General features: G+C 45.7%; 20 protein-coding genes. 9 read left to right on the forward strand and 11 right to left on the reverse strand.

From position 1 onward, the window contains the following. Positions 1-608: 608 nt before the first annotated feature. The 8 genes from ACFQ0C_RS06940 to ACFQ0C_RS06975 all read right to left on the reverse strand — a co-directional run bounded on the left by ACFQ0C_RS06940 (position 609) and on the right by ACFQ0C_RS06975 (position 9,260). Positions 609-1,586, reverse strand: coding sequence for a FecCD family ABC transporter permease (locus ACFQ0C_RS06940; RefSeq protein WP_379365268.1), 978 nt, complete (start codon positions 1,584-1,586; stop codon positions 609-611). Beyond that, a complete protein-coding gene (locus tag ACFQ0C_RS06945; protein WP_379365270.1) occupies positions 1,587-2,606 on the reverse strand; it encodes a FecCD family ABC transporter permease in 1,020 nt (339 codons plus the stop codon). It lies immediately after the preceding gene. A 23-nt stretch (positions 2,607-2,629) separates the two neighbouring features. Beyond that, positions 2,630-3,634, reverse strand: a complete 1,005-nt coding sequence (locus ACFQ0C_RS06950; RefSeq protein ID WP_379365272.1) for an ABC transporter substrate-binding protein — start codon at positions 3,632-3,634, stop codon at positions 2,630-2,632. A 142-nt stretch (positions 3,635-3,776) separates the two neighbouring features. Next, positions 3,777-5,408: an AraC family transcriptional regulator gene (locus ACFQ0C_RS06955; RefSeq protein WP_379365274.1), complete on the reverse strand. Its 1,632-nt coding sequence runs from the start codon at positions 5,406-5,408 to the stop codon at positions 3,777-3,779. Between the two features lie 255 nt (positions 5,409-5,663). Further along, positions 5,664-5,864 (reverse strand): twin-arginine translocase TatA/TatE family subunit, encoded by a 201-nt coding sequence (locus tag ACFQ0C_RS06960; protein ID WP_258217352.1) that lies wholly within the window; start codon positions 5,862-5,864, stop codon positions 5,664-5,666. Between the two features lie 87 nt (positions 5,865-5,951). Further along, positions 5,952-6,680: a twin-arginine translocase subunit TatC gene (gene tatC, locus ACFQ0C_RS06965; RefSeq protein WP_379365276.1), complete on the reverse strand. Its 729-nt coding sequence runs from the start codon at positions 6,678-6,680 to the stop codon at positions 5,952-5,954. Between the two features lie 36 nt (positions 6,681-6,716). Continuing rightward, positions 6,717-8,438 carry a GMC family oxidoreductase gene (locus tag ACFQ0C_RS06970; protein ID WP_258217350.1) on the reverse strand — a complete coding sequence of 574 codons (1,722 nt, stop codon included), beginning with the start codon at positions 8,436-8,438 and terminating at the stop codon, positions 6,717-6,719. A gap of 48 nt (positions 8,439-8,486) precedes the next feature. Further along, the gene (locus tag ACFQ0C_RS06975) at positions 8,487-9,260 is read right to left on the reverse strand and encodes a gluconate 2-dehydrogenase subunit 3 family protein (RefSeq protein ID WP_379365279.1); all 774 of its coding nucleotides are present in this window, start codon (positions 9,258-9,260) and stop codon (positions 8,487-8,489) included. 313 nt (positions 9,261-9,573) lie between these two features. Between ACFQ0C_RS06975 and ACFQ0C_RS06980 the strand changes: the two genes are divergently transcribed. The 6 genes from ACFQ0C_RS06980 (at position 9,574) to ACFQ0C_RS07005 (ending at position 16,468) form a co-directional block, all read left to right on the forward strand. Beyond that, positions 9,574-10,536 carry an ABC transporter permease gene (locus ACFQ0C_RS06980; protein ID WP_379365281.1) on the forward strand — a complete coding sequence of 321 codons (963 nt, stop codon included), beginning with the start codon at positions 9,574-9,576 and terminating at the stop codon, positions 10,534-10,536. Positions 10,537-10,552: 16 nt separating this feature from the next. Next, positions 10,553-11,419, forward strand: coding sequence for a carbohydrate ABC transporter permease (locus tag ACFQ0C_RS06985; RefSeq protein WP_258217347.1), 867 nt, complete (start codon positions 10,553-10,555; stop codon positions 11,417-11,419). Between the two features lie 54 nt (positions 11,420-11,473). Beyond that, the gene (locus ACFQ0C_RS06990; RefSeq protein ID WP_379365284.1) at positions 11,474-13,033 is read left to right on the forward strand and encodes an extracellular solute-binding protein; all 1,560 of its coding nucleotides are present in this window, start codon (positions 11,474-11,476) and stop codon (positions 13,031-13,033) included. 33 nt (positions 13,034-13,066) lie between these two features. Further along, positions 13,067-13,993, forward strand: a complete 927-nt coding sequence (locus tag ACFQ0C_RS06995) for a TauD/TfdA dioxygenase family protein (protein WP_379365286.1) — start codon at positions 13,067-13,069, stop codon at positions 13,991-13,993. Between the two features lie 121 nt (positions 13,994-14,114). Next, positions 14,115-15,500, forward strand: coding sequence for a sulfatase (locus ACFQ0C_RS07000; protein ID WP_379365288.1), 1,386 nt, complete (start codon positions 14,115-14,117; stop codon positions 15,498-15,500). A gap of 203 nt (positions 15,501-15,703) precedes the next feature. Further along, entirely contained in the window at positions 15,704-16,468 is a 765-nt protein-coding gene (locus ACFQ0C_RS07005; protein WP_379365290.1) for an ABC transporter ATP-binding protein, read from the forward strand. A gap of 71 nt (positions 16,469-16,539) precedes the next feature. Here the strand turns inward: ACFQ0C_RS07005 and ACFQ0C_RS07010 are convergent, their stop codons facing one another. Beyond that, complete coding sequence (locus tag ACFQ0C_RS07010) at positions 16,540-17,445, reverse strand: LysR family transcriptional regulator (protein WP_379365292.1); 906 nt, start codon at positions 17,443-17,445, stop codon at positions 16,540-16,542. Between the two features lie 118 nt (positions 17,446-17,563). On the opposite strand from ACFQ0C_RS07010, the gene ACFQ0C_RS07015 reads away from it, so the two are divergent. From ACFQ0C_RS07015 to ACFQ0C_RS07025, 3 genes are read left to right on the forward strand one after another with little or no spacing between them, the layout of a single operon-like run. Further along, positions 17,564-18,598 carry an aliphatic sulfonate ABC transporter substrate-binding protein gene (locus ACFQ0C_RS07015; protein ID WP_379365294.1) on the forward strand — a complete coding sequence of 345 codons (1,035 nt, stop codon included), beginning with the start codon at positions 17,564-17,566 and terminating at the stop codon, positions 18,596-18,598. Between the two features lie 20 nt (positions 18,599-18,618). Further along, positions 18,619-19,611: an Ldh family oxidoreductase gene (locus tag ACFQ0C_RS07020; RefSeq protein WP_379365296.1), complete on the forward strand. Its 993-nt coding sequence runs from the start codon at positions 18,619-18,621 to the stop codon at positions 19,609-19,611. 29 nt (positions 19,612-19,640) lie between these two features. Further along, complete coding sequence (locus ACFQ0C_RS07025; RefSeq protein ID WP_379365298.1) at positions 19,641-20,423, forward strand: ABC transporter permease; 783 nt, start codon at positions 19,641-19,643, stop codon at positions 20,421-20,423. A gap of 86 nt (positions 20,424-20,509) precedes the next feature. Here the strand turns inward: ACFQ0C_RS07025 and ACFQ0C_RS07030 are convergent, their stop codons facing one another. Beyond that, positions 20,510-22,231: a methyl-accepting chemotaxis protein gene (locus tag ACFQ0C_RS07030; RefSeq protein ID WP_379365300.1), complete on the reverse strand. Its 1,722-nt coding sequence runs from the start codon at positions 22,229-22,231 to the stop codon at positions 20,510-20,512. Between the two features lie 262 nt (positions 22,232-22,493). Further along, positions 22,494-23,237, reverse strand: a complete 744-nt coding sequence (gene nfsA / locus ACFQ0C_RS07035; RefSeq protein ID WP_379365302.1) for an oxygen-insensitive NADPH nitroreductase — start codon at positions 23,235-23,237, stop codon at positions 22,494-22,496. Positions 23,238-23,273: the final 36 nt, after the last annotated feature.

Here is a 23,273-nt window from a genome sequence, read left to right on the forward strand (position 1 = left end):
ATCTCTTTGATTAGAGCGAAACATAGACATCACCACTTTCCAAATTATTTACTATATTATATCAAATTAACGCGGTGAATTGGTGAATTATATTAAAGAAAAAAAGACTGCCGAGACTTTCTCGACAGCCTGAAAAACTAACTCTAATAGAGGTGAAATGGTGGATATCAGCCAAAATACGTAGAATTAGCAGGAGGAATTCCAGCTATAAGACTTGGAACGCTATTTTCGGAGTAACTAACTTGACATTTTCCTGATAATTGCACGGAATGCGCCAGACTGCCATGCAATGCCGTAACCGAACCACGAACCATGAGCCACGAACCATGAACCACAAGTCACAAGCCACGTGGCACTTGCCACTAAACACGAGCCACGCACCCGATACCCACGATTAGCACGCGTTGGAAAGCTACTCATCTTATGCATCACTAAGAATACACAAGAATGTGCAAAAGAGCCTTCAACTATTAAAGTGGAATTGAGGGCTCTTTTGCTACCATCTATTCAGGATAAAATGGTGGAGGGGTTGTCTCAAAATGTCTTTTGGGACAGCCCCATGAATAAGATTTTTTGCAGGGATGTGCCATCCTAACGGCACATGAGCATTACCCCAGCTTCCTCCTCAGCAGCAAATACAAAAAGTAGGGAGCACCGATGAGGGAAGTCATAATCCCGACTGGAATTTCAATGGGCGGCATAATAATCCGTCCCGCCGTATCGGCAGCGATCACCAGTACCGCTCCCAGCACGGCCGAAGTCGGCAGGATATAACGAAAGTTCGCCCCAACCAACAGTCTGGCAAGATGTGGAATGACCAAGCCGATGAAGCCGATTGCACCTGCTACTGCAACAACACTTCCCGCAAGCCCAACCGCAACGGCTATCAAAAAAAGACGCGTGCGATCAATCCGCATCCCTAGACCACGCACCGACTCCTCATTCAGAAGAAGCGTATTTAAGTGCCGGCAGCTGAGCAGCGCCAATACAGCTCCAACAATCGTCCAAGGCCACACCATCTCGACATGCTCCCAAGAACGAGCATAGAGGCTGCCCTTTAACCAGACGAGCGCTTGGGCCGCTGTAGGTGCGAACTTCACAATTAGCAAGGTGATAATCGCATGCAGCCCTCCCGTCACCGCGACCCCGCATAACGTGAGTCTCTCCGGCTTCACTCCATTCCGATAAGCCAGCATATATATTAACAGACTCGCGCCCACAGCCCCGGCAAAAGCATATACAGGAAGCATAACTGCCGAATATTGAGGAACTGCCAGAATCATAATAACCGTGACCAAGCCGCCTCCGGCTGTGATTCCCATTAAATCAGGCGCCGCAAGCGGATTTCGTGTCACGCCCTGAAGTAGCGCTCCCGAAAGCGACATATTGATGCCTATCAGCATGGCAATAACAAGGCGAGGAAGCCTGTACATGTAAATCACACCATCCTGGGCAACCAACTCCTCCAGCATTTGGCCAAAGGGAGTTTCAACCGCACCCAACCGCAAGCTTAGCACCGCAAAAATGGCCAGGAGGACACAACCTGTAATCATTGTTAAGAGAAACCGCCTCTTCTTATCTCGCATTTAACCTCCCCCCATTCTCCTGCGCATCAAATAAAGAAAGAAAGGCGTACCCAATAAAGCAGTAAGAATCCCGACCGGTGTATCGGTAGGATATAGCACCCATTGACTTCCAATATCTGAAACCAGCAGCAAGGTGGCGCCTGTCAGCGCAGAGATGGGAATTACAATTCGATAATCTGTACCTACCCAGGACCTTACGATATGAGGAACAATCAACCCTACGAACCCAATCGGTCCAGTGAGAGCAACCGATCCTCCGACAAGGACAATAACGATAAGAAAAGCAATCCGTCGAACCCGTACAACATTTTGCCCAAGCCCATGAGCAGCGTCTTCTCCCAGTGAAAAAATGTTAAACTGATTCGCCAGCAGCATGCTCCCTATCGCAGCAGGAACGAAGCTGACTAGACTTAAGCTTACATCCGTCCATGTCGCCCCTGACAATTTTCCCGCCATCCAATATAAAATCTCCGACAATTTGTCATCAAACAAAATAATAAATCCGGTTGTTAAAGAAGCCATAAACATCGAAACCGCGACCCCAGCTAACACCAGACGCATAACCGTGTATCCCGCCAATCGGGATAAGCTATAAACGATGCTTCCTCCTGCGGCCGCACCGATGAAGCCTGCAATAAGAATTGTAGCCGTAACGTCCTTCATACCGAACATGACCAATGACAAAACGACAAAGAAGGACGCCCCCTGATTAATGCCCATAATTTCGGGATCAGACAAGGGGTTCCTTGTAATTCCTTGCAATAAGCAACCGGCTATAGCGAGCCCCGAACCTACAATAATAGCCAACAGGACACGCGGCAGCCGAACATACCATACCTTGTACACCAGCAAATTCGATGTATCCAAGCTTAACAATTCACCTGCCTGACTCCAGCCCAAGCCCTTAACACCCGCCACAAGACCAATAAGAATGGCAGCAAGGAGAACTGCGGTCAAGCCCACACTCAAAAAGGGAACAGACCAAGTCTGCCCCTGTCTGCCCGACAGCAGTCGATTCACCGTTCACACTACCTCCCGCGAGCTTATTTTACGCCTGTCATAAATTTCACAGCTTGATCCACAATCATATCTGCGGCAAGCGGCCCCCGTCCCTTAGACCAAAGATCCCTGTTGACTTCTACCGCTTTATTTTCTTTAACCGCCTTCAAGTTTTTATACAGCGGATTATTCAACCATTTGCCGGGATCGCCGTACATAAACACGTAATCCGGATTAAACTCGCCCAAACGCTCCAAACTAAGCTTGGCAATATCTGTTTTGCTTTCTGCAGCAGACAGATCCTTCTTGCCTTCAAACAAATACTGCGTGCCCATCTCGGTCATCAAGGAACCGATAAAAGACGATTTTAGCCAAACGGTAGAATCATCCTCGAATGCTCCTACGACCAATACGCTGGGCTTGTTTTTCACTTTCTCCTGAGCTGATGAGATTTTGTCTGCAATGCTTTTCTTCACCTTATCTGCCTGCTCTTTCTTGTCCAGAACATCCGCAAGATTAGTAAAATTGCTTAATACTGCCTGATAGCTGCCATCATCCAAAGCAATCGTCGGAGCAATTTCGGCCAGCTGGGCCTTGATCATTTCATGGCGGTTCGGGCTTGCAATAATAAGATCAGGCTTAACCGATTTGAGCACTTCCAGATTCGGCTGTTTGGCTTGCCCTACATTAACTACGTTCTTTGCATTGAAACGATCCTTAAGGTACTCAGGGAAGCTCGATTCACCGATACCTACAGAAGCGACCGGATTGATTTCCAATGCCGTAAGCATGTCAATATAAGAAAAATCTAACGCTACTATTTTCTGCGGAGTCTTTTTTAATTTGGTTGTTCCCCATACATGCTTGATCGTTTTTTCTTCCGAGGCTGCAGTACCTACGCTTGTGGCTGCGGAGCCTTCGCTCGCTTTAGCAGGAACAGCCGACGTACCTTCACTTGCCGGCTTGGCGGAACCGCATCCTGCCAGAAAAGATAAACTCAATAATAACCCTGCCCCCACAACAAGCAGCGGCTTTCTAAATGTAAACATTAAAACTTCCCCCTCCATATATAATTTCTCTCTGTCAATTAACAATGAGTATCATTCTCATTCAATGATCATTCAACAGTATATATGAAAGAGCAATCATTTAGCTATGAAGATTTTTGCTCAATTATTTGAACATTTTTGTCTATCTCGCTTCCTGAGGCACAAATAAGCGAACGGCCTCGTCGATCACCAACTCATGACTTGATGCGGAGTAGTCGATCCAAGGATAAAGTGCGATACGTATACATTGATTGTTTTTAACCGCGGTCAAATCTTGCCACTCAGCACTCTCAACTAATTTTCGCTTCATTTTTTGGTCCTTCTTATGGGGCGATCCCATCAGCAGAACATAATTGGCATCAAAGTTCGGCAATTCTTCCAATGTGATCGTTTTCCTCCATTTGATAGCACGTACGTTCTGTGGAGGCGTAAGCTTCAAATCCTGGTACAGCGTGCAGCCAATATTTCTGTCCATGCCGTACACTCTTAATTTGCCGCCGACAATACGAAGAACAAGTATGGTTGCTTCCCCGATATTCGCTTTTATGAGTTGGCTCGCCCGCTCTGCTTTTTGCTCATAATCTTGCAGCCATGTCTTTGCTTCCTTCCTTCTCCCGACAAGATCGGCAATTCGGTACAAGCGCTCGCGCCATGGTATGTCCCAATACGGAATAGTAACCGTAGGAGCTGCATGAGACAGCTCCTTATGGAGCTTGGCCCATTCCTCATCACACAGGATTAGCGTTGGCTTCAGCCGGACCAAATCTTCTATGGAGGTTTTGCTGTCCACGAGTATCGGCGATGGCGTCTCTTCATTCTGACTGTGAATAGGGAATGCTTCGGCTCCTCTTGCCATAACAGCAGCATGCGGTCTAATACCTAAAGCCAGAAAATCGCCGTTGAAGGAATGTCTCATAGTAACGACAATGGTTCGGCTCATTTTGACATATTCCGTTGGGGAGTAGCCAGTCTCCTTCTTAAACATCCGGCTAAAATACGATTCCTCTTTATAACCGAGATACTGGGCTATTTCATAATAAGAGTTTTGAGAATAAACGAGCAGCTCCTTGGCCCGGTTCATTCGCAGCTTCGTCATATAAGCGTTAGGACTGAGCCCTTTCAGTTTCTTGAATAGGCGGGAGTAGTAGCTGGGACTAAAGCCCGCCAGCCCGGACAATTCCTCAAGCGGCAGGTTTTTCGTGTAATGCTGATGCATATATTCAACCGTCCGTTCCACACCATTCCGCTGCTGATCGATGCCACCCTGAATTTCCAAAGCGGCCAGATACAGCAGCTCATGAAGCAAGCCCTTCTGACGGTACTGCTGACGTCCTCCATCCCCCTCACTCCTGCTGCTATATAGCTGCTCAAATAAATAAAGCACCTGCGGCTGGTGATGATGTACAGGCACTTCTCCATTAAGCGGAAATAAGTCACCTTCGGCACGATAGACATAATCTTTGTCTGTTTTTCTCAATGGAGATTGATAGGTAAAACTTACTGCAAAATAGATCAAAGGAACTGCAGAATCCGATGCAGCTTGAAACTTCTGCCCTTTCGAAAGAAATAACAAATGCCCCGCTCCAAGCCGGAAGGTTTCTCCATTGAGCTCAAATATCGCCGTTCCCTTATGAACGAGCCATATTTGGCAGAGCGGCATAATTTGGGGCTGGCAGCTCCATTGCGGCAAGCACTCGGTTAGCTCCACGTCTGTCACATGGATAATCAGCTCATTAAGCTGGGTAAATATATCGTTTGGCATCATAGGCATCATCTTCGTTCCCCTTGTACAATCGCATAAGATGGAAAAGCCGAAAAAAGCAAACTTCTCGAATGAATAGCTTTGTTCCATTCTAACATGTAGAGGGCATCGTTTCGTAGACATTGAGGGAAAACAAATGGACCTCTCCTTTTTACAATTGCAACCAAGCCAAAAAGCACTGACATATAGTCAATGCTTTTGTATGCAGATCCTATGCTATAAAACTTGAAGCTGAATGAGGTGGACTTGAAGTCCATCCCTCCTCCCTTAGGTCAGCTTCTTGATTTCGTTAGCTGCAGGCTGTTCCGGCTGCTCGACATCTTCTACCATCCCGCGAGTGGAATTGCGGAATTCACGTAGTGTATCGCCGAAAGCTCTTCCAAGCTGAGGCAGCTTCGAAGGCCCAAATAAAATTAACGCGATGGCCAATATAAGCACCAATCCGGAAACACCAATATTGTTGAACATAGCTCTTATCCTCCTATGGGTTTCGCTTTAGCGAAACCTGTATCGTATGCAATTCACTGGCTTTCGTTGTATATTTTCACGTTACTGTCAACCGTTTGCTGGGCTTTCCTGTGTCATCCGCCACTGTCTGCCCGAAACGAAGACGCTAATTTCAAAGAGCATAAATAGAGGAATCGTAACCGATAAGTGAGACAGCATATCCGGCGGAGATATACATGAGCCAAGGATAGCCAGCCCAACATAGGCGTATTTGCGCCCCGTCTTTAATCGTTCAGGCGTAAGCAAGCCGATTCGTGTCAAAAACAGCATGACTACAGGCAGCTCGAAAGCCGCTGACATAGGGAGCACCACATCGAACAGAAACGAGAAGTATTTGTCAATGCCGTACGTTTCTACAGCTCCAATCGTACTGTTCATATTTTTCATGAAGCGCAGCATCATCGGAAATACGACCAGATAGCTGAACGCAAGCCCAATCAAAAACAGCATGAATGACGCCGGCACATAAGAAAGTGCGCCCTTCGCTTCCTTATCGGTCAAGCCCGGACGAACGAATGCCCACAGCTGGTACAGCAGGATTGGCAGTGTGAACAGCAGAGCGAACAGCAGAGCGCACTTCATATAGATCAGCAGCCCATCCGTGAAAGAAAACACATTCCATTCGATGCCTGCTGCTCCAGGCTGCGATTTAATAAATCGCAATATGCCAGGCGAAACATACAAGCCTATACATAAAGTTGCTACAAACCACCCGAATACGAGCAGCAGCCGTTTACGTACTTCCGTCAAGTGAAAAATCCAATCTTCTTGCTCCATGCTCCATCTCACACCCATTCGAAGCCATGCTCACCGTTACACGACGATGCCGCCCTGCTTCATATATTTGGAAACCCCTTCAGCCGCCCTATATGCAAGAGCTCCTACCGTTCCCGTTGGGTTATAGCCGCTGTTGTGAGGAAATGCAGACGCCCCAACGACAAACACATTTTCAACATCCCACATCTGCAAATAGCTGTTAACTGCGGATGTCGAAGGATCGGCACCCATGATAGCGCCTCCCGTGTTATGCGTAGATTGGTAAGGGACAATGTTGTAAGGCCCTAACGTGCTGTTCGAACCTATCGTAGTTGGATTCATTTCCTTCATGATCCCTGCTGCCTTCTCGGCCACAAACTTGATCATTTGCCGATCCTGCTCTTCAAAATCAAAGGTAATTCGCATGAGCGGCAGTCCATAAGCATCCTTGTATGTAGGATCCAAATCCAGGTAGTGGTGTTTCCATGGCAAACTGCTGCCCTGCACACCCACATTCAAGACGCTGTTCGCATACTTGATTGATTTCTGTTTAAACTCTTTGCCCCAGCTAGGCGTTCCCGCAGGTACCGAATTATTGGCAATCGGCCGCTGTCCCGGCTGTGCGAAACGAATACCGGCTCCATGGATAAAGTTGAGATTCGTATGATCAAAGTTATCTCCATTGAAATCGGGAATTTCCATCCCTAACGAACCGGCTCCCGCATACAAATTGAATTCCTTGTCATCAAAAAAGCCAGTCGCACTTCCGCCATTCGTTTGATAGGCATAGTTCTTACCGATAACTCCTTTACCCGATGCAGGATCATAAGGCTGACCCAATTTCGAAGTTAACAGCAATCTGACGTTATTAAACACGTAGCCGGTTAGAATAACAATATCGGCTGGCTGCTCGTACTCCTCGCCTGATATTGTGTTTACATAAACAACTCCGGTTGCCTTTTTGCCGTCATTTAAAACCTTGGTAACATTCGAGTAGGTCCTCAACTCAAAATTTCCAGTTTTTTGAGCGACCGGCAGTACCGTTACAACAGAGTCGGCCTTCGCTCCGTATTCACAGCCAAACCGCTCGCAAAATCCGCAATATTGACAGGCTGCACGAGTAATGCCGTCAGGATTCGTATACTGCTCAGACAAATTAGCGGAAGGCCACATATAAGGATGATAACCAAGCTTCTTGGTCGCCTCCTCGAACATCTTAATAGTCGGCGTTCTAATCATCGCCTTCGTTGGAAATGGATTGGCGCGCTTACCGACCATCTCATTTTGTTCAGGATCACCGGAAATTCCGGCCATTTTCTCAAATTTTTCAAAATAGGGCTCCATTTCATCGTAGGTAATGCCCCAATCTTGAATTATCATGCCGTCAGGTATTTTACTTTTCCCATAGCGCTCAACCGTTTTGCTGTAAATTTGAAAATCGTAGGGAAGAAACCGGAAGGTTTGCCCGTTCCAATGCACACTCGCTCCGCCTAAGCCCTCTCCGAGCAAAAAGGAGCCATGCTCCCGCATCGGCACTGCTGCTACCTTCTCCGTATTGCGGAAAGTTATCGTTTCCTTGGCCAGATCCTGCATCAGATCCAACCTTTGCGCATAGCGAAGCTCGTCATGCACCATGTAATAATCTTCTGTACTGCGCGGCTTTCCTCTCTCCAATCCGACAACCTTGACGCCCTGCTTGGTTAACTCAGCGGCAATTATACCTCCTAGAAATCCCATCCCAACTACGACGACAGGAACCTTCGGCATTTTAGTAGCCATGATGTATGCCTCTCTTCTGTTTTGTTTGTCAGCTATGTTTTTTCAAAATCAATGGGTTGCAAAATGATCGTGGAGACTGCGCGGCTCCATGTGAACAAACTCGGTTTTTTCCATAATATCTGTGTAAACCATCTGATTCCCGGGATATTTACGCATTTTCCAGCCCATCATGTTCTTGTTTCCTCCGTACACGGGGTCAGAATATACTCCTTCCAAGGTCACTCTGCGCAATAAATTAAAAAAGGTTTTGCCTGTAACGTCGTTAATGACCTGAATTTCACCCTTCTCCAAAGAAGTTAAGATCGCATCCTTCTCTTCGTCGGAAAGGTCGACAAACGATTTCGTATATTTCTTCTTGCTCGCCTCTTCCATGGCTTGCAGCCCCATAGTAAACAGCTCATTGCGTTGAATGATCTGGTAATCTCCTTGAGTAACTTCTCCCTTAATAAAAGGGCCAATCCGATATTCACGGGCATTTATCCCCCAAGGGCTAGCCATTTGATGGTCAATGAAAAAAGCCACCCCGAGTTCTGCTGCTCCCGGTCCAATATCATCCTTAGGATAAATTCTTTCAGCCGCCGCTTCCGTTATTTGCAGCTGAAGCTGATTGAAGTACATAGGCGCCTGATTGAAATCTGCCGTCTGCGCTGCCGTCCCCGGAGTTGGTGCCGGTGCTGGCACGGCCGGATTTTTGCGAAATCCGCCGGCGATTGCTCCACCAATTACTCCACCTACAACGGCCCCACCAATAGCGGTTCCCGAATATTTAAGAAACTGGCGACGAGAATCGCTAGGCGGCTGTTCGTTACGCCGTTCCGCCATATAAAAGCCTCCTTTGATGTTTTTGGTCAACTTATTATTTGTAAAATTGGTATTTGTAGGGTTATTTTGAACTAAGGCCCAACCTTTTATGCAAGAAAACTAAGTGAATCACAAAATTCACTGAAAAGATTTGGGTTTACAAATATAGGGATCGATGGTAGAATTCATTCATCAAGTATTCATATTATTCTCATCGGAATTAAATGATTTGGTAATAGATAAACCCTCATATCATGTCTACTGGTCAACCGGAGACACAACATGGCTTACTCATGTTGTGTCTTTTTTTATTTTAGAAAGGAGGAATCTGGGAGTGACTTTAGCAAAAGGGGAATACAGGGTTAGTCATACAAGCCATACCGTTCCCAAGAAAGCCAAGCTGTGGCGTTACCTCTGGTTTCATCGGTATTTATACTTAATGCTGGCTCCAGCGATCCTTTATTACCTTGTATTTCATTATGTTCCGATGTACGGAGCTGTCGTTGCCTTCAAAGACTTCAGCATTACCAAAGGGATTCTCGGTAGCGACTGGGCCGGGCTGAAGCACTTCAATTATTTGTTTTCTCAAGATAAATTTTGGCAGGTTATTGAGAACACAATCATTATTAGCTTGTATCGGCTCACCTTCGGCTTTCCAGCGCCTATCCTTGTCGCCCTGCTTTTAAATGAAGTGCGCATTAAGCTGTTCAAACAAACCGTGCAGACTGTAATCTATCTGCCTCATTTTATTTCGTGGGTAATTCTCGGCGGTTTAATGATCAATCTGCTATCCACAGATAATGGAGTAATCAATAACATCATTAAAGCACTGGGGGGAACTGCTTTTGGCTTCATGAGCGAAGAATCTTACTTCCGAAGTACCCTCGTATTTTCGATGATTTGGAAGGAATTTGGTTGGAATACGATTATTTATATGGCTGCCCTTGCTGGAATCAATCCGCAGCTTTATGAAGCTGCCGTAATAGACGGAGCCAATCGGTGGCAACGTTTGCTGCATCTAACCCTCCCTTTGATTCGGGGAACGATCATACTGCTACTTATTCTGAGGCTCGGAGGGATTATGGAAGCCGGTTTCGAGCAGATCTACGTTCTGTATCATCCGGGTGTTTATAACGTAGCTGATATTATCGACACCTATGTATACCGGATCGGTTTAACTGAAGGGCGGTTCAGCCTCGCTGCCGCAGTAGGATTATTCAAATCCCTTATCAATTTTGTTCTACTGGTCATGGCGAATAAGCTGGCAAGAATGATGGGAGAACAAGGGGTTTATTAAGGAGGGAGGAAGCGGTATGAACCGCATTGGAACAGCAGGAAGGTTTTTTGACATCTTTAACTTCCTATTCTTAAGCTTTTTGGCACTCATAACGATATACCCTTTCTGGGATACCTTGATCGTGTCCGTCATCCCGCTGAATGAGTATTTAAATTCAACAATCCATGTATTTCCGACCAGCTTGACGTTCGATGCTTACATCTATTTATTTTCCATGAAAGAGCTGTGGACTTCTTACGGTGCGACGTTATTTATCACCACTGTAGGAACGGCTATCAATATGATATTGACCGTTATGGCGGCTTACGCGCTTTCCAAACCGCAGCTCAAAGGTCACCGGGTCATAATGTTTCTTATTGTGTTTACTATGATGTTCAGCGGGGGGATCATCCCTACCTATTTGATCGTTAAAAATTTGGGCTTAATGAATACCTTATGGGCTTTAATAATCCCAAGTGCCATTAATACTTACAATTTGATTATTATGAGAAATTTCTTTGGCTCTCTGCCTGAAGGCCTTGTGGATGCTGCACGGATAGACGGCAGCAATGATATGGGTGTGCTTTTTAAAATTGTCATTCCACTTTCCATGCCGGCTATTTCAACCATTACCTTGTTTTATGCAGTATCCCGCTGGAATGAATTTTTTAATGCCATCTTTTTTATAAGTGATAAAAATCTTTGGCCGCTTCAGCTCTTTTTGAGAAGTATGCTGTTTGAGAACGAATCGTCCTATTCAGGCGGCGGAGATAATGTCTTCTTGCTGGGCCCCTCTATAAAAATGGCAACGGTGATGGCCGCAACGATCCCTGTTATGCTCGTGTATCCTTTTTTCCAAAAATATTTTGTGAATGGCGTTATGGTCGGCGGGGTCAAAGAATGATTTAGGACTACTGCCAGCTTACTTATAGAAAACATTCCGATGGAGGATCAGAAGATGAAATGGAAACCACACACAGTTAAAAAATGGTTTATCGGTGCAAATGCATTGGCTTTACTGACTGCCGTTGGATGCTCAAATACGCCAGCTAGTACGGCGAACACTGCAGTTAGCGGTGGAAAACCGAGCTCAAGCTCAAATGAGCCTTATGAGCTGACCTATCTGACAACCGGAGACCAAGGCGCGAAGCCTTTACAGCCCAACGACCGCATTATCGCGGAAATTAATAAACGATTAAACATTAAGCTTAATGTCAAAATCGTACCTGAAAATGCTTTTGACAAAATTAATGTAGCTTTTGCCAGCGGCGATTTGCCTGATGTCGTGACAACCCAATACCCTTCAGAAACGGTATCTCAATGGGTAAAAGAAGGCATTATTATCCCTCTGAATGATTATTTAAAGGATACGCCCTCCCTAAAAGCCAAGCTGGAAAACGGCCTGAAGTGGACCGCAGTGGACGGAAAATATTACGGCTACCCGTTCATCAGCCAGCAGGAAAAGTCCAATTATACGATTCAATTTAGACAGGATTGGCTCGAGAAGCTCGGCTTACAGCCTCCCAAAACGATTGAGGAATTTTATAGCACGCTTAAAGCAGTCGTAGAAAAAGATCCCGACGGGAACGGCAAGGCCGATACCTATGGTTTTATTACTAACAAGCCTATAGCAGGCGATGCTCTGACAGCCTTTGACTTTGTCTTTTATGCTTATGGCTTGCCTTACGGAGATTGGGCTCAGGATGAGAAAGGCAATGTGATCCCTAAATTTGAGCATCCCGCCTTCAAGAAGGGACTGACAGAGCTAAGAAAATGGTATTCGGAGAAGCTGATCGATCCCGAATTTATCGTATACGACCGGCCGCTGAAGGAGCAAAAGTTTTTCCAAAGCAAAGCGGGCTTCATGGACGGTCCCCTGTTCCGGCACGTAAGCCGCATTGAGGGCAGCTTGCAGCAGGTGAATCCTGCGGGAAAATTAGGCTATGCACCGCCTCCTGCCGGTCCTGAAGGTAAGCAGGGAATGGCTTTCAAAGGGAAAAATGCTTTCTATACTTCGGTTACCAAGCAAGCAAAAAATCCGCAAAAGGCGGCGCAATTTATCGATTTCTTATTATCCAAAGAGGGACGCGACCTGCTCCAATTAGGTATTGAAGGCGTTCATTACACCAAGCAGGGCGATAAAATTAACTACAATGAAGAAGAACGCGCCAAAGACGGCTTTTCACCCAACGGCTGGTCCCACCCATTGGCGTGGGGTAATGTGACCTGGCCAATCGACGAGAACTATTTGCCGCAAACCGAGCCTAGAATTGAACGGGCGCTTGATTCCGTTAATGTGGCCTCCAAGTATATCGTGCCGAATCTGGTAAATAAGAAAACAGGCTCGGAAATTGAATTCGGTAAAGCAGTCAATGAAGTATACAATCAATATTTCGTTAGTTTGTTAAACGGAAAACTCGATGTTGATAAAGGTATCGCCGAGCTAGGGCAAAAATGGCGACAAGCCGGAGGCGACAAAATTTTGAAGGATGCTAACGACGAGCTTAAGAAAAAGTAATTCCATTTTACATATTCGAGAGGAGAATGTCCTATGTCCGAAGTCTTAACCAATCCAGAGCGTCCATTAAAGTTACCTGATCGCGGTATCCAGACAGGAGCACGTATTCTTAATCGTTTAGCGAAAGGGGTTGAAGAGAAACCTTATACGTTGTTCGGCGTCAACCCGTTAGGTCCGCTCATCGGGGCCGAAATCACCGGTATCGATCTGCGCAACCCGGTTTCCCCAGAGCTGCAGCAAGAATTAAACCGGGCACTGCTGGAGTGGAAGGTCATTTTCTTCCGTGATCAGCACATTACAAGCCAGCAGCAGCAAGCATTTGCCCAATTATGGGGTGAGCTTGAAACTCACCCTTTCCTTCCGCAAGGGGATTCAGACGAAGTGGTCCGGTTCGCCAAAAATGATAAAACGGAAGGTAAAGAGAACAGCTGGCATTCCGACGTGTCCTGGAGACTAGAGCCTGCGCTTGGAGCCATACTTCGTCTTGTCGAAGTACCGCCTGCTGGAGGTGATACGCTCTGGGCTGACATGGCGGCGGCTTATGATAACCTGCCTGATGAAATCAAGGAACGAATTGACGGGCTTACCGCCATTCATGATTTTACCCATGCGTTTGGCGTCAGATTATCGCCGGATGAATTGGCGGCCAAACAAGCGGAATTTCCTGCGGCTGAACATCCAATAGTTCGCATCCATCCCGAGACGGGCCGTCAAACCTTATATGTGAATCCTAATTTCACATCGCGTATTGTCGGTCTGGAGCCGGACGAAGGCGAACAGCTCCTGCAGTATTTATTCAAGCAAGCGCATATTCCAGAATATCAGGTTCGTTTTCGTTGGGAAAACAATTCGATAGCTTTCTGGGATAATCGAGCTACACAGCATTATGCAGTCTCCGACTATTTCCCGAACCGCCGCGTTGCGGAACGTGTTGCTATAACGGGTGACTGCCCTTATTAATCAATTGGCAAAGAGCCCGCTGTTTTGAAAATATTCCTCCAAGGGGTAGGCATTAACCTCCCCTTTCCGAATATTTCTTTACAGCGGGTTCCCTTTTGTATCTACATATGGAGGTTTAGTTATGGAAAAAAACTCAAATAAACCGAATATTATTTTCATCTTAATAGATGACATGGGTTGGAAGGATCTCAGCTGCTACGGCAGCACGTTTTATGAAACACCTCATTTAGACCGTTTAGCGGACGAGGGAATACGATTTACCGAAGCCTATGCTGCTTGTCCGGTATGCTCTCCTACCCGGGCAAGCATTATGAGCGGGAAATATCCGGCTACCCTTGGCGTCACTAATTGGATCGGCGGACATACACAAGGGCGTTTAATTGACGCTCCTTATATCGATCACTTACCTTTGGAGGAAAAAAGCCTTGCAGCGGCGCTGAAGGAAGGCGGATATCGCACTTGGCATGTGGGCAAATGGCATCTCGGCGATCGGCCTTATTATCCGAATCGGCACGGTTTTGACATCAACATTGGCGGTTGTGATTGGGGAATGCCGAAACAAGGCTACTTCAGTCCATATGGAATCGAGACACTGGAGGATGGGCCGGATGGAGAATATTTAACCGATAGGCTGACCGACGAAGCCATCAAGCTGATTAAACAAAATGACGGCCGTCCATTCTTTCTCAACTTGTGGCATTATGCGGTTCATACCCCTATCCAAGTCAACTCCGAGTTTACAGAACAGTTCGCTGCCAAAGCAAAGCGGCTAGGACTTGATCATGCCCATGCTATTGTCCAAGGAGAGCAGTTCCCATGCGAACATAAGAAGCATTTGAATGTAGAACGAAGAGTTATACAATCCGATCCTGTCTACGCCGGCATGGTGTATAATTTGGACTTAAACATTGGAAGATTACTTGACGCACTAAAAGAAACCGGGCAATGGGACAACACCACTATCATTTTCACATCTGATAATGGAGGTCTTGCCACCGCAGAGGGCTCTCCAACCTGCAACAGTCCGCTCAGTGAAGGAAAGGGTTGGATGTACGAAGGAGGAGTAAGAGAACCCTTAATCGTGAAATGGCCGGGGCCGGGATCCGTTTCTGAGGTGCCTGTTATAAGCACTGATTTTTACCCGACTCTTCTCGAAATGGCTGGACTTGCTCTTAGTCCCGAACAGCATAAGGATGGCTGCAGTCTGGTACCACTTCTAAAGGGGGAGACCCGGTTAGATCGGGAAGCCATTTTCTGGCATTACCCGCATTATGGCAATCAAGGAGGTACGCCTGGCTCATCCATCCGCATAGGGGAATTCAAACTGATTGAGTTTTTTGAAGACGGCCGATTGGAGCTATATAATCTTAAGGATGATATTTCCGAAGAGCATAATTTGGCTGCCATTCTGCCCGAGCAGGTAAAGTATATGAAAGAAAAACTGACCGATTGGCGTGAAGAAGTGGGAGCCAGAATTCCACAAATCAATCCTGATTTTATCTTATAGAAGCAAACCCAGACTGCAGATTGTAAATAATAGGATCCATCACATTTCTATTGCTTATCACTCAAATTTACCTTGACTTTCTCTAAAACTTAAATTAAGATTTCTTGTCATATGAACTATCATCGATAATACCCAAACTGCCGTCTCCTCTTTAGCTTTTAAGAATGACAAGTTTAATCTCCTACACATGAGGTGAAGTAAGCATGGCGACCGTGAAATTTATGAATGTGAACAAAACATTTGTTTCCAAGGAAAGTACTGTCCAAGCACTCCGTAATGTCAATTTAGAACTAAAGCAGGATGAATTTGTTGCGATCATCGGACCAAGCGGCTGCGGAAAAAGTACGCTGTTAAAAATAGCTGCCGGACTGGACACAAGCTATCAAGGTTCTGTTCTTCTAGACGAGCAGTCGGTTACAAAACCAAGCATTGAAAAGGGATTTATTTTCCAAGAGCATCGGTTGTTTCCATGGCTAACGGTTGAAAAAAATATCGCAGCGGATTTGTCTTTAAAAGATCCTGCCGTCCGCCAAAAGGTGAACGAAGTTATTGAATTGGTAAAGCTGACCGGCTTTGAGAAAGCTTTCCCCAAACAACTTTCAGGCGGGATGTCCCAACGCGTAGCAATCGCTCGCGCACTTATGCGTCAGCCTCAGTTACTTCTTCTCGATGAGCCCTTTGGAGCGCTCGATGCCTTTACAAGAAACCATATGCAAGAAGCGCTGCTGGACATTTGGCGTGATAACCGTATGACCATGCTGCTTGTAACTCATGATATTGACGAAGCTATCTTCTTGGCCGATCGAATTGTCGTTATGGAAGCCAAGCCTGGAACCGTTAAGGAGATTATATCCATCGACTTGCCTCATCCGCGTGCCCGCGTCTCCACATCATTTATGGAATATCGCAAACGCGTTTTATGGGCTCTAAGCGGCTATGAGGATCATGAACCTGCCTATTCCATTTAAACGAATACTAAACCGCTATTATAAGCGTCATTTCCATCCGGTTTGCCCCTGCGGTAGGCCGGATTTTTTGTTTACTTTTCCAACAGGTGAATCTCCCTCATTAAATACTTCAAAAACACTTGGTGCGTCCTAGGAAAATGCTGTTTTTTGGAGCGCGCACACCCGAAGGTCACAACGTTGCTATCATCGTTCACAAGTGGAATCGCCACAATTTCCCCACTGGTAATTAGAGGATCCTTCTTAATGCTGAACTCTATAAATATACCTATCGCGGCTCCCTCAGCTATGGTTCTTTTTAGTACCTCTTGATTGTTGGATGTAAAAATAATGTTGATAGGTCCATACTTTTCCTTGAATTGCCTCATATAGCGATTTGAAAAGCTGCCGTTAATACTAACAAAGGGTTGATTGATTAGATCCTTTCGAGTAACACTCGTTTTGGTGGCTAGCCATGAATGTCTGCTTACACAAACAACCACACGGGATTCAATCATCTTCGTTAACCACAGCTCTTCCGTTACACCAGGTTCATGATTTAAATAAATCAAACCCATATCCGTCTTGTTTTGTTTAATATCCTCGATAATTTCAGTTGAATCCTTCTCCGTTATCTCTAATCGAACATATGGATAATGATTTTTAAATGACACAATTGATTTGGGAAGAATCGCCATGAAATTAGGGCTTACCGATAGACGAACTTCCCCTTCAATATGGTCATTTTGCATAAGTACGGCATCTCTGACATCCTGAATTTTGATGAGTGCCTCATTCGCTTTATCAATAATAATTCTTCCACGATCTGTAGGGACGGTTCCCATCCGAGTGCGCTCGAACAATTCAAAACCAATTTCAGCTTCCAGCCTCGCCAGAGCTTTGCTTATCCCTGCCTGAGATACATGCATGATTTCAGCCGTTGTAGAGATAGAGCCCGTTCTCGCAATATTAACAATATATTCTAGTTGCTCTATATTCATATCATAACCCCTTTAATCCATAACCTTCAGTTATATAAGTATAACACATAGTTACTATACTTGTTTACTCGGATATAGTAAAGTTTAGATACTTTAAGATGCGAAAAGGAGATTTATTATGAAAAAATCACAAGTATCCACTTTAGTATTATTCCTAAGTCTTATACTTATTCTAGCAGCATGCGGCAGTAAAACAAGCGATACTAAATCAAACAGCGCCGCTCCAAGCTCATCTCAACCGCAAAAAGAAGTTGTCGTGAACATTGGCGTTCAACACGCAGTGGCCCCTCTTGTATTGGCACAGCAAAAGAAATGGTTCGAAGAAGAATTTGCTAAATATAACGCGAAGGTCAACTGGCTCGAAGTACAAGGTGGCCCTCCCCAATTTGACGCCATCCTCACTAATCGTCTTGATCTAGCTGTCACTGGCAATACTCCAGTAATCACTGCACAAATAGCGGACATACCGTTCAAAGAAATCGCCGTTGGCAGCACAGGCTCGAAGAATAATGCTCTACTAGTACCAAAAGGCAGTGCGATTAAAGGCGTTGAGCAGTTAAAAGGTAAAAAAATCGCCGTCGCCAAAGCGACTAGCGGCTATGATATGTTGTTCCGCTTGATAGATAAAGCAGGCTTAAAAGCAACGGATGTTCAGATTATTCAACTATCCGCAGACGAAGCGAAGGCTGCTTTCATCGGAGGTTCCGTTGACGCTTGGAGCATAGGCGAGCCTTACTTATCCACTACCGTGGTTAATGATGGAGCTACTGTATTGGCGGACGGATCCAATATCAATTATATAAGCCCGGCTTTCCATATTGCCCGAACCAAATTCGCTGAGGAACATCCTGAGCTTGTAACAGCCTACTTAAAAGTTTTGGAGAAAACCTTGATTTGGCAAAATCAAAATCTTGATGAAGCTGTTAAGATTTACTCCGAAGGAACCAAGCTGAATGCAGATGTTGTCAAATCCGTAATCAAAAATGTTAGCTTTGCTACGCTTCCAGTATCCGACCCATTTGTGAAGGGCCAACAAGAGCTAGCACAATTTCTTCTCAATGAGAAAGCCATTAACAAGCTGGTTGATCCATCCAAGGTCGTTGACAATACTTTCATTAATAAAGCATTAGAAGACATCAAAAACAATAAATAACACCTCGAGGTGAATCTATTATGAGTAATGTAACTCTTCCTATTCAAGAGCTAAGAGAACTGGGCAAACAAGTTTTGCTCAAGCATGGAGCAACCAAGCGTGAAGCCGAAATCGTAACAGAAGATTATTTGGATGCTGATCTAAGAGGCCGTTTCTCTCACGGCTTTACTTACTTCAGAAATGCCGTAGAGGCTTTCACTGACAAAGGGGTATACCAGGTAGGCCCATTCGACGGATCCTATATGCATATTACCGGCAACAGCGACTTAGGACATATCGTAGCTCGCGAAGCTATTGACCTTGCCATTCCATTCTTGCCTGACCGCAAGATGATATCCATAGGCTTAACTGACATTACAAGGTTCAACTGTTCAGGAATTATTGCAAGATACGGCGCTGAGCAAGGTGCAGTAACGCTGGTATTCGCTTATGGCGGGACAAGCGTTATGACTCCCCCTGGGGGCATGGCAGCAGCGGTTAACAACACACCGCTTGGGATTGCCATCCCGCACACTGATCCGTTGTTTGTCCTCGATATGGCAACATCTGAGCGTGCCTGGGGTCATGTGACTCTGGCCAAATATAATCAGGAAGCCATTCCAAACACATGGGGAGTGGATCAACAAGGACAACCTACGACCAACCCTGCTGAAGTGAAGTATTTATCACCTGTCGGTGGTTATAAGGGATTCGGATTAGCACTTGCGTTCGAAATGCTTGGAGGCGCTTTGGTCAATGTTCCTATCGGCTCCAAAGGGCCAGGAAAAAGCAGAGGTGCGCTCATTCAGTTAATCGATCCTACCATATTTGGTCATACGGTAGAATCTTTCCGCGAGCAAGTAACCGGCTTTCTAGGAGAGATCAACGCTGTACCCACTGTAGACCCAGACCATTCCATTACGTATCCAGGTCAAGCATCCGAGCAGCGATATCGTGAGCAGCTCAACTCAGGCGTCATTACCGTACATGAATCTGTTATTCAATATCTTCAAAATCAACTTAAAGATGAATAAAATTAGACTACCATTGAAGAGGGCTTTCTATGAAAACTCGCGAACATTATAAGAAATATATGTACGGAATCATATTGCCTGCCATTATATTGACCATTTGGCAATTGGTCGGATCGCTGCATCTGGTTCCTCCTCAATTGCTACCTACACCGATTCAGATTTTTGAAGCTTTTATAACCTTGATCGGTGACGGTGTACTACTGGACAACCTTTCCGTTAGTATTTATCGTGCTGTCGTCGGCTTTGTTATCGGAGGCGGACTTGGTTTAATATCAGGATTATTGGTCGGTTTTTTTCGGAAGACGGAATATACCTTGGATCCTACCTTGCAAATGATTAGAACCGTACCGCATTTAGCCATCATGCCGCTATTTATTTTATGGTTCGGGTTCGGTGAGTTTTCGAAAGTACTGCTGATCGCTAAAGGAGCCTTTTTCCCGCTCTACCTAAACACCTTTCTCGGTATTCGCGGGATTGACTCCAAGCTATTCGAGGTTTCACGCGTGCTTGAGTTCAGCCGGTTTAAACAAGTAACTAAGCTTATACTACCTTCCGCTATGCCTAATATCCTGCTCGGTCTTCGCCTATCACTTGGTATGGCGTGGCTGAGCCTCATCGTTGCTGAATTGATGGGAGCCAATTCGGGTGTTGGCTATATGATATCCGACGCGAGACAATTTGCCCAAACCGATGTCGTATTTGTCGGTATTGTAATATTTGCTTTAGTTGGCAAGCTGACGGATTCTCTTGTACGCAAGCTTGAGGAGCGATTGCTGCGCTGGCGAGACAGCTACGATGGAGCCGACAAATAATACATCGCGTCCACACTATGAAAAAGGTTTAAATGACAAAAAGAGCTTCAACCAAACATCGCGGTTGGAGCTCTTTTATATTTGTACTATAGCTTAAACCTTTGGATCAGCAGTTCCAGGCGCTCTGACATTTCTTCGAGCTTTTCAGAAGAAACCGATATTTGCTGCATAGCTTCCATCTGAACCTCGGCTGCTCTGGCTATACCTTGAAAATGCTCTGAGGTATCTCTGGACAGCTTGTCCATCTCATCAGCGGATGCCGTGACTTGCTCGGCTCCCGCGGCTATCTCTTCAGAGACAGCCGAAACCTCTTGAACCTGCTTCGCAACCCTTTCCACCTCAGACTGAATACGTCCAAAAGCATTGCCGGCATTCCTTACAATAACAAGACCCGACTCCACTTCATTCGTATCCATGTTAACCCCTTTTACAACCTTGGCCGTATCTTCCAAAATATAACCAATCAATTCGCCGATTCTGGCTGCTGATTCCTCCGATTGAACCGACAGCTTGCGGACTTGGTCGGCTACGACGGCGAAGCCTTTTCCATGCTCACCGGCTCTTGCCGCTTCAATTGCAGCATTCAGCGCCAACAGGTTCGTTTGAGCAGATATGTCTTTAATTACATCGACAATTTGGCCAACATGATCCGACCGCTCGGCCAGCTGCTCAATATCCTTAGCCATTAAATGGGATGATGCTTGTATCGATTCCATCTGCTTCAATGCCTGGAGCACAAAATCATTGCCGATTCTAGCTGCATCTGTAGCTTCCTTGGAGGCCTCAGCAACTACGGATAAGGAGTCGGCAATACGTTGAACGCCTGCCCCTACCTCATCCACAGCCCTTGCTGTTTCACCGCTTCGCTGCTCCTGTGTCTTGGCAACCTCCACAGCATCCGACAAATATCCGGTTATCTGTTCACTGGAGGCACTAGTCTCTCCCGCGCTCTCCGCCAGAACTTGACTGGACTGCTTCATATTATGAACGCTGTTTTGAATTTCTTGAATCATATCCCTCAGTACAAAAATCATTTTTTGGAATGCATCAGAAAGACGGCCAATTTCATCCTTGCCCTTCACTTCCGTTTTTGCTGTCAAATCCCCGCTTTGTACCTTCTGCATTTCGCGGGTTAACCGCAGCACAGGCGAAACGATCATTCGAGAAAATATGTAAATAATAATAATTGAAACTAGCAAAATAGTCCCGGCAATGATCATCGTATTTCTTTTATTCTCACGAAGCAGCTCATATACGGTTGAAGCGTCAAAATCAGCTCCGAGTACTCCCAGCAGTTCGCCTGTAGAGGACTTAATCGGAACATACGCTGAAACAAGGGCTCCGTAAGGCTCAATCTCCGTCAGCTCGCCAACCTGAATTTCACGATCCGTAAACGCCTTTTTCTGGACCACTCCCATGCTGGTCTCCACTTTACCCAACGGGGAAAAATCTTCTCCTTTAGCATCAAGAGGCATCCCGTCAACAATATAATAATATTCCGCGGCATCCCCTTTTTTCCGTTCGGCCATTGTATATAAGTACTTCAAATTATTGGCCTCTCGAATATCATTCAGCTTTAAACGGAGCTCCTTGTAGTAAGCGTTTTCCCCTTTCTCAGGATTGATATCACGGTATTTCTCAAGATCAATCTGCTTCGAAGCGTATTGTGCAATACTTCTTGCTTGCTCTCCCAGCGAACGTGTGATCAGACTGACCGACGATGTATAAATCACGTAGCTTAATAAGGAACCTGACAATAAAATAATAATGGAAAAAACCAGCATAATTCGCAGGTGAAGGCTTTTCAACGAATGTCTCCCCTTATTTTTATGATTTTCCTGTTTATTTTACTATAAATAGATCGTTTATACTATATAACCTTTATTAAGTTTAATAGTTTTGAAGATGGAGCACGGCTCCGCTCATCTATCTCATTGAAGCCTTCAACACCAAAAGTCTGAAAGTAAAAATATCGATCGGATTGATCCCTGCTGTAATATGGGCTATGGCATTCATTTCATAGAAAAAAGACCTGACCCTCGCCAGTCAGACCTTTTTTCTGCTGATCACTTAATCTCTGCCAAACCCCTGCTCCTCCAGATAGCTCTTCATATGAAGCCGCGCTGGAGTTTTAAGCTTATTGGCCATATCCTCGGTCCAAGTCGAGGTTCTTTTGCCGCCTGTACGGAGGGTGATATATTCCTTCATCGTACGGTCATAGTCCTCGACAGACTTCGTCATACGGTCGGAGTCGTATGTATTCTCATGCAGCACCGCATCCAGCGGCAAACGAGGACGCGGGCCCGACTGCTGATCCGGGTATCCGATGCACATGCCGAATACCGGATACACGTGTTGCGGCAGCTTAAGCAGCTTGGATACCTCCGCGATATGGTTGCGAATGCCGCCGATGTAGACAATACCGAGCCCCATCGACTCCGCCGCAATCGCAGCATTTTGCGCGGCCAATGAAGCATCGACTGTGGCTACAATCAAATTCTCCATTGTGCCTATATAAACAGGCTCATCATCTTCATGCTTGCCGTATGCCTTATGCAGCCTGTGCAGATCAGCGCACCACACGAGGAACAATGGACACTCCACGATATAAGAATAATTGGCGGATAGAACGGACAACTGCTGCTTCATTCCTTGGTCCGAAACCCTTATGATGCTGTACGCCTGGACATTACTGGAGGTCGAGGCACTCTGTGCCGAGGTTACAATGGTGCGAAGCTGTTCGTCGGTGACAGGCTGCTCTGTAAATTTGCGCATGGATGTGTGTTTCTTTAATAAATCGATAACCTCATTCATTTCCCTTCATCCCGCCTTCACTTCGTATGATACTGT

Source organism: Paenibacillus sp. GCM10027630 (assembly GCF_042676305.1).
In the GTDB taxonomy this organism is placed as follows: Bacteria; Bacillota; Bacilli; order Paenibacillales; family NBRC-103111; genus Paenibacillus_S.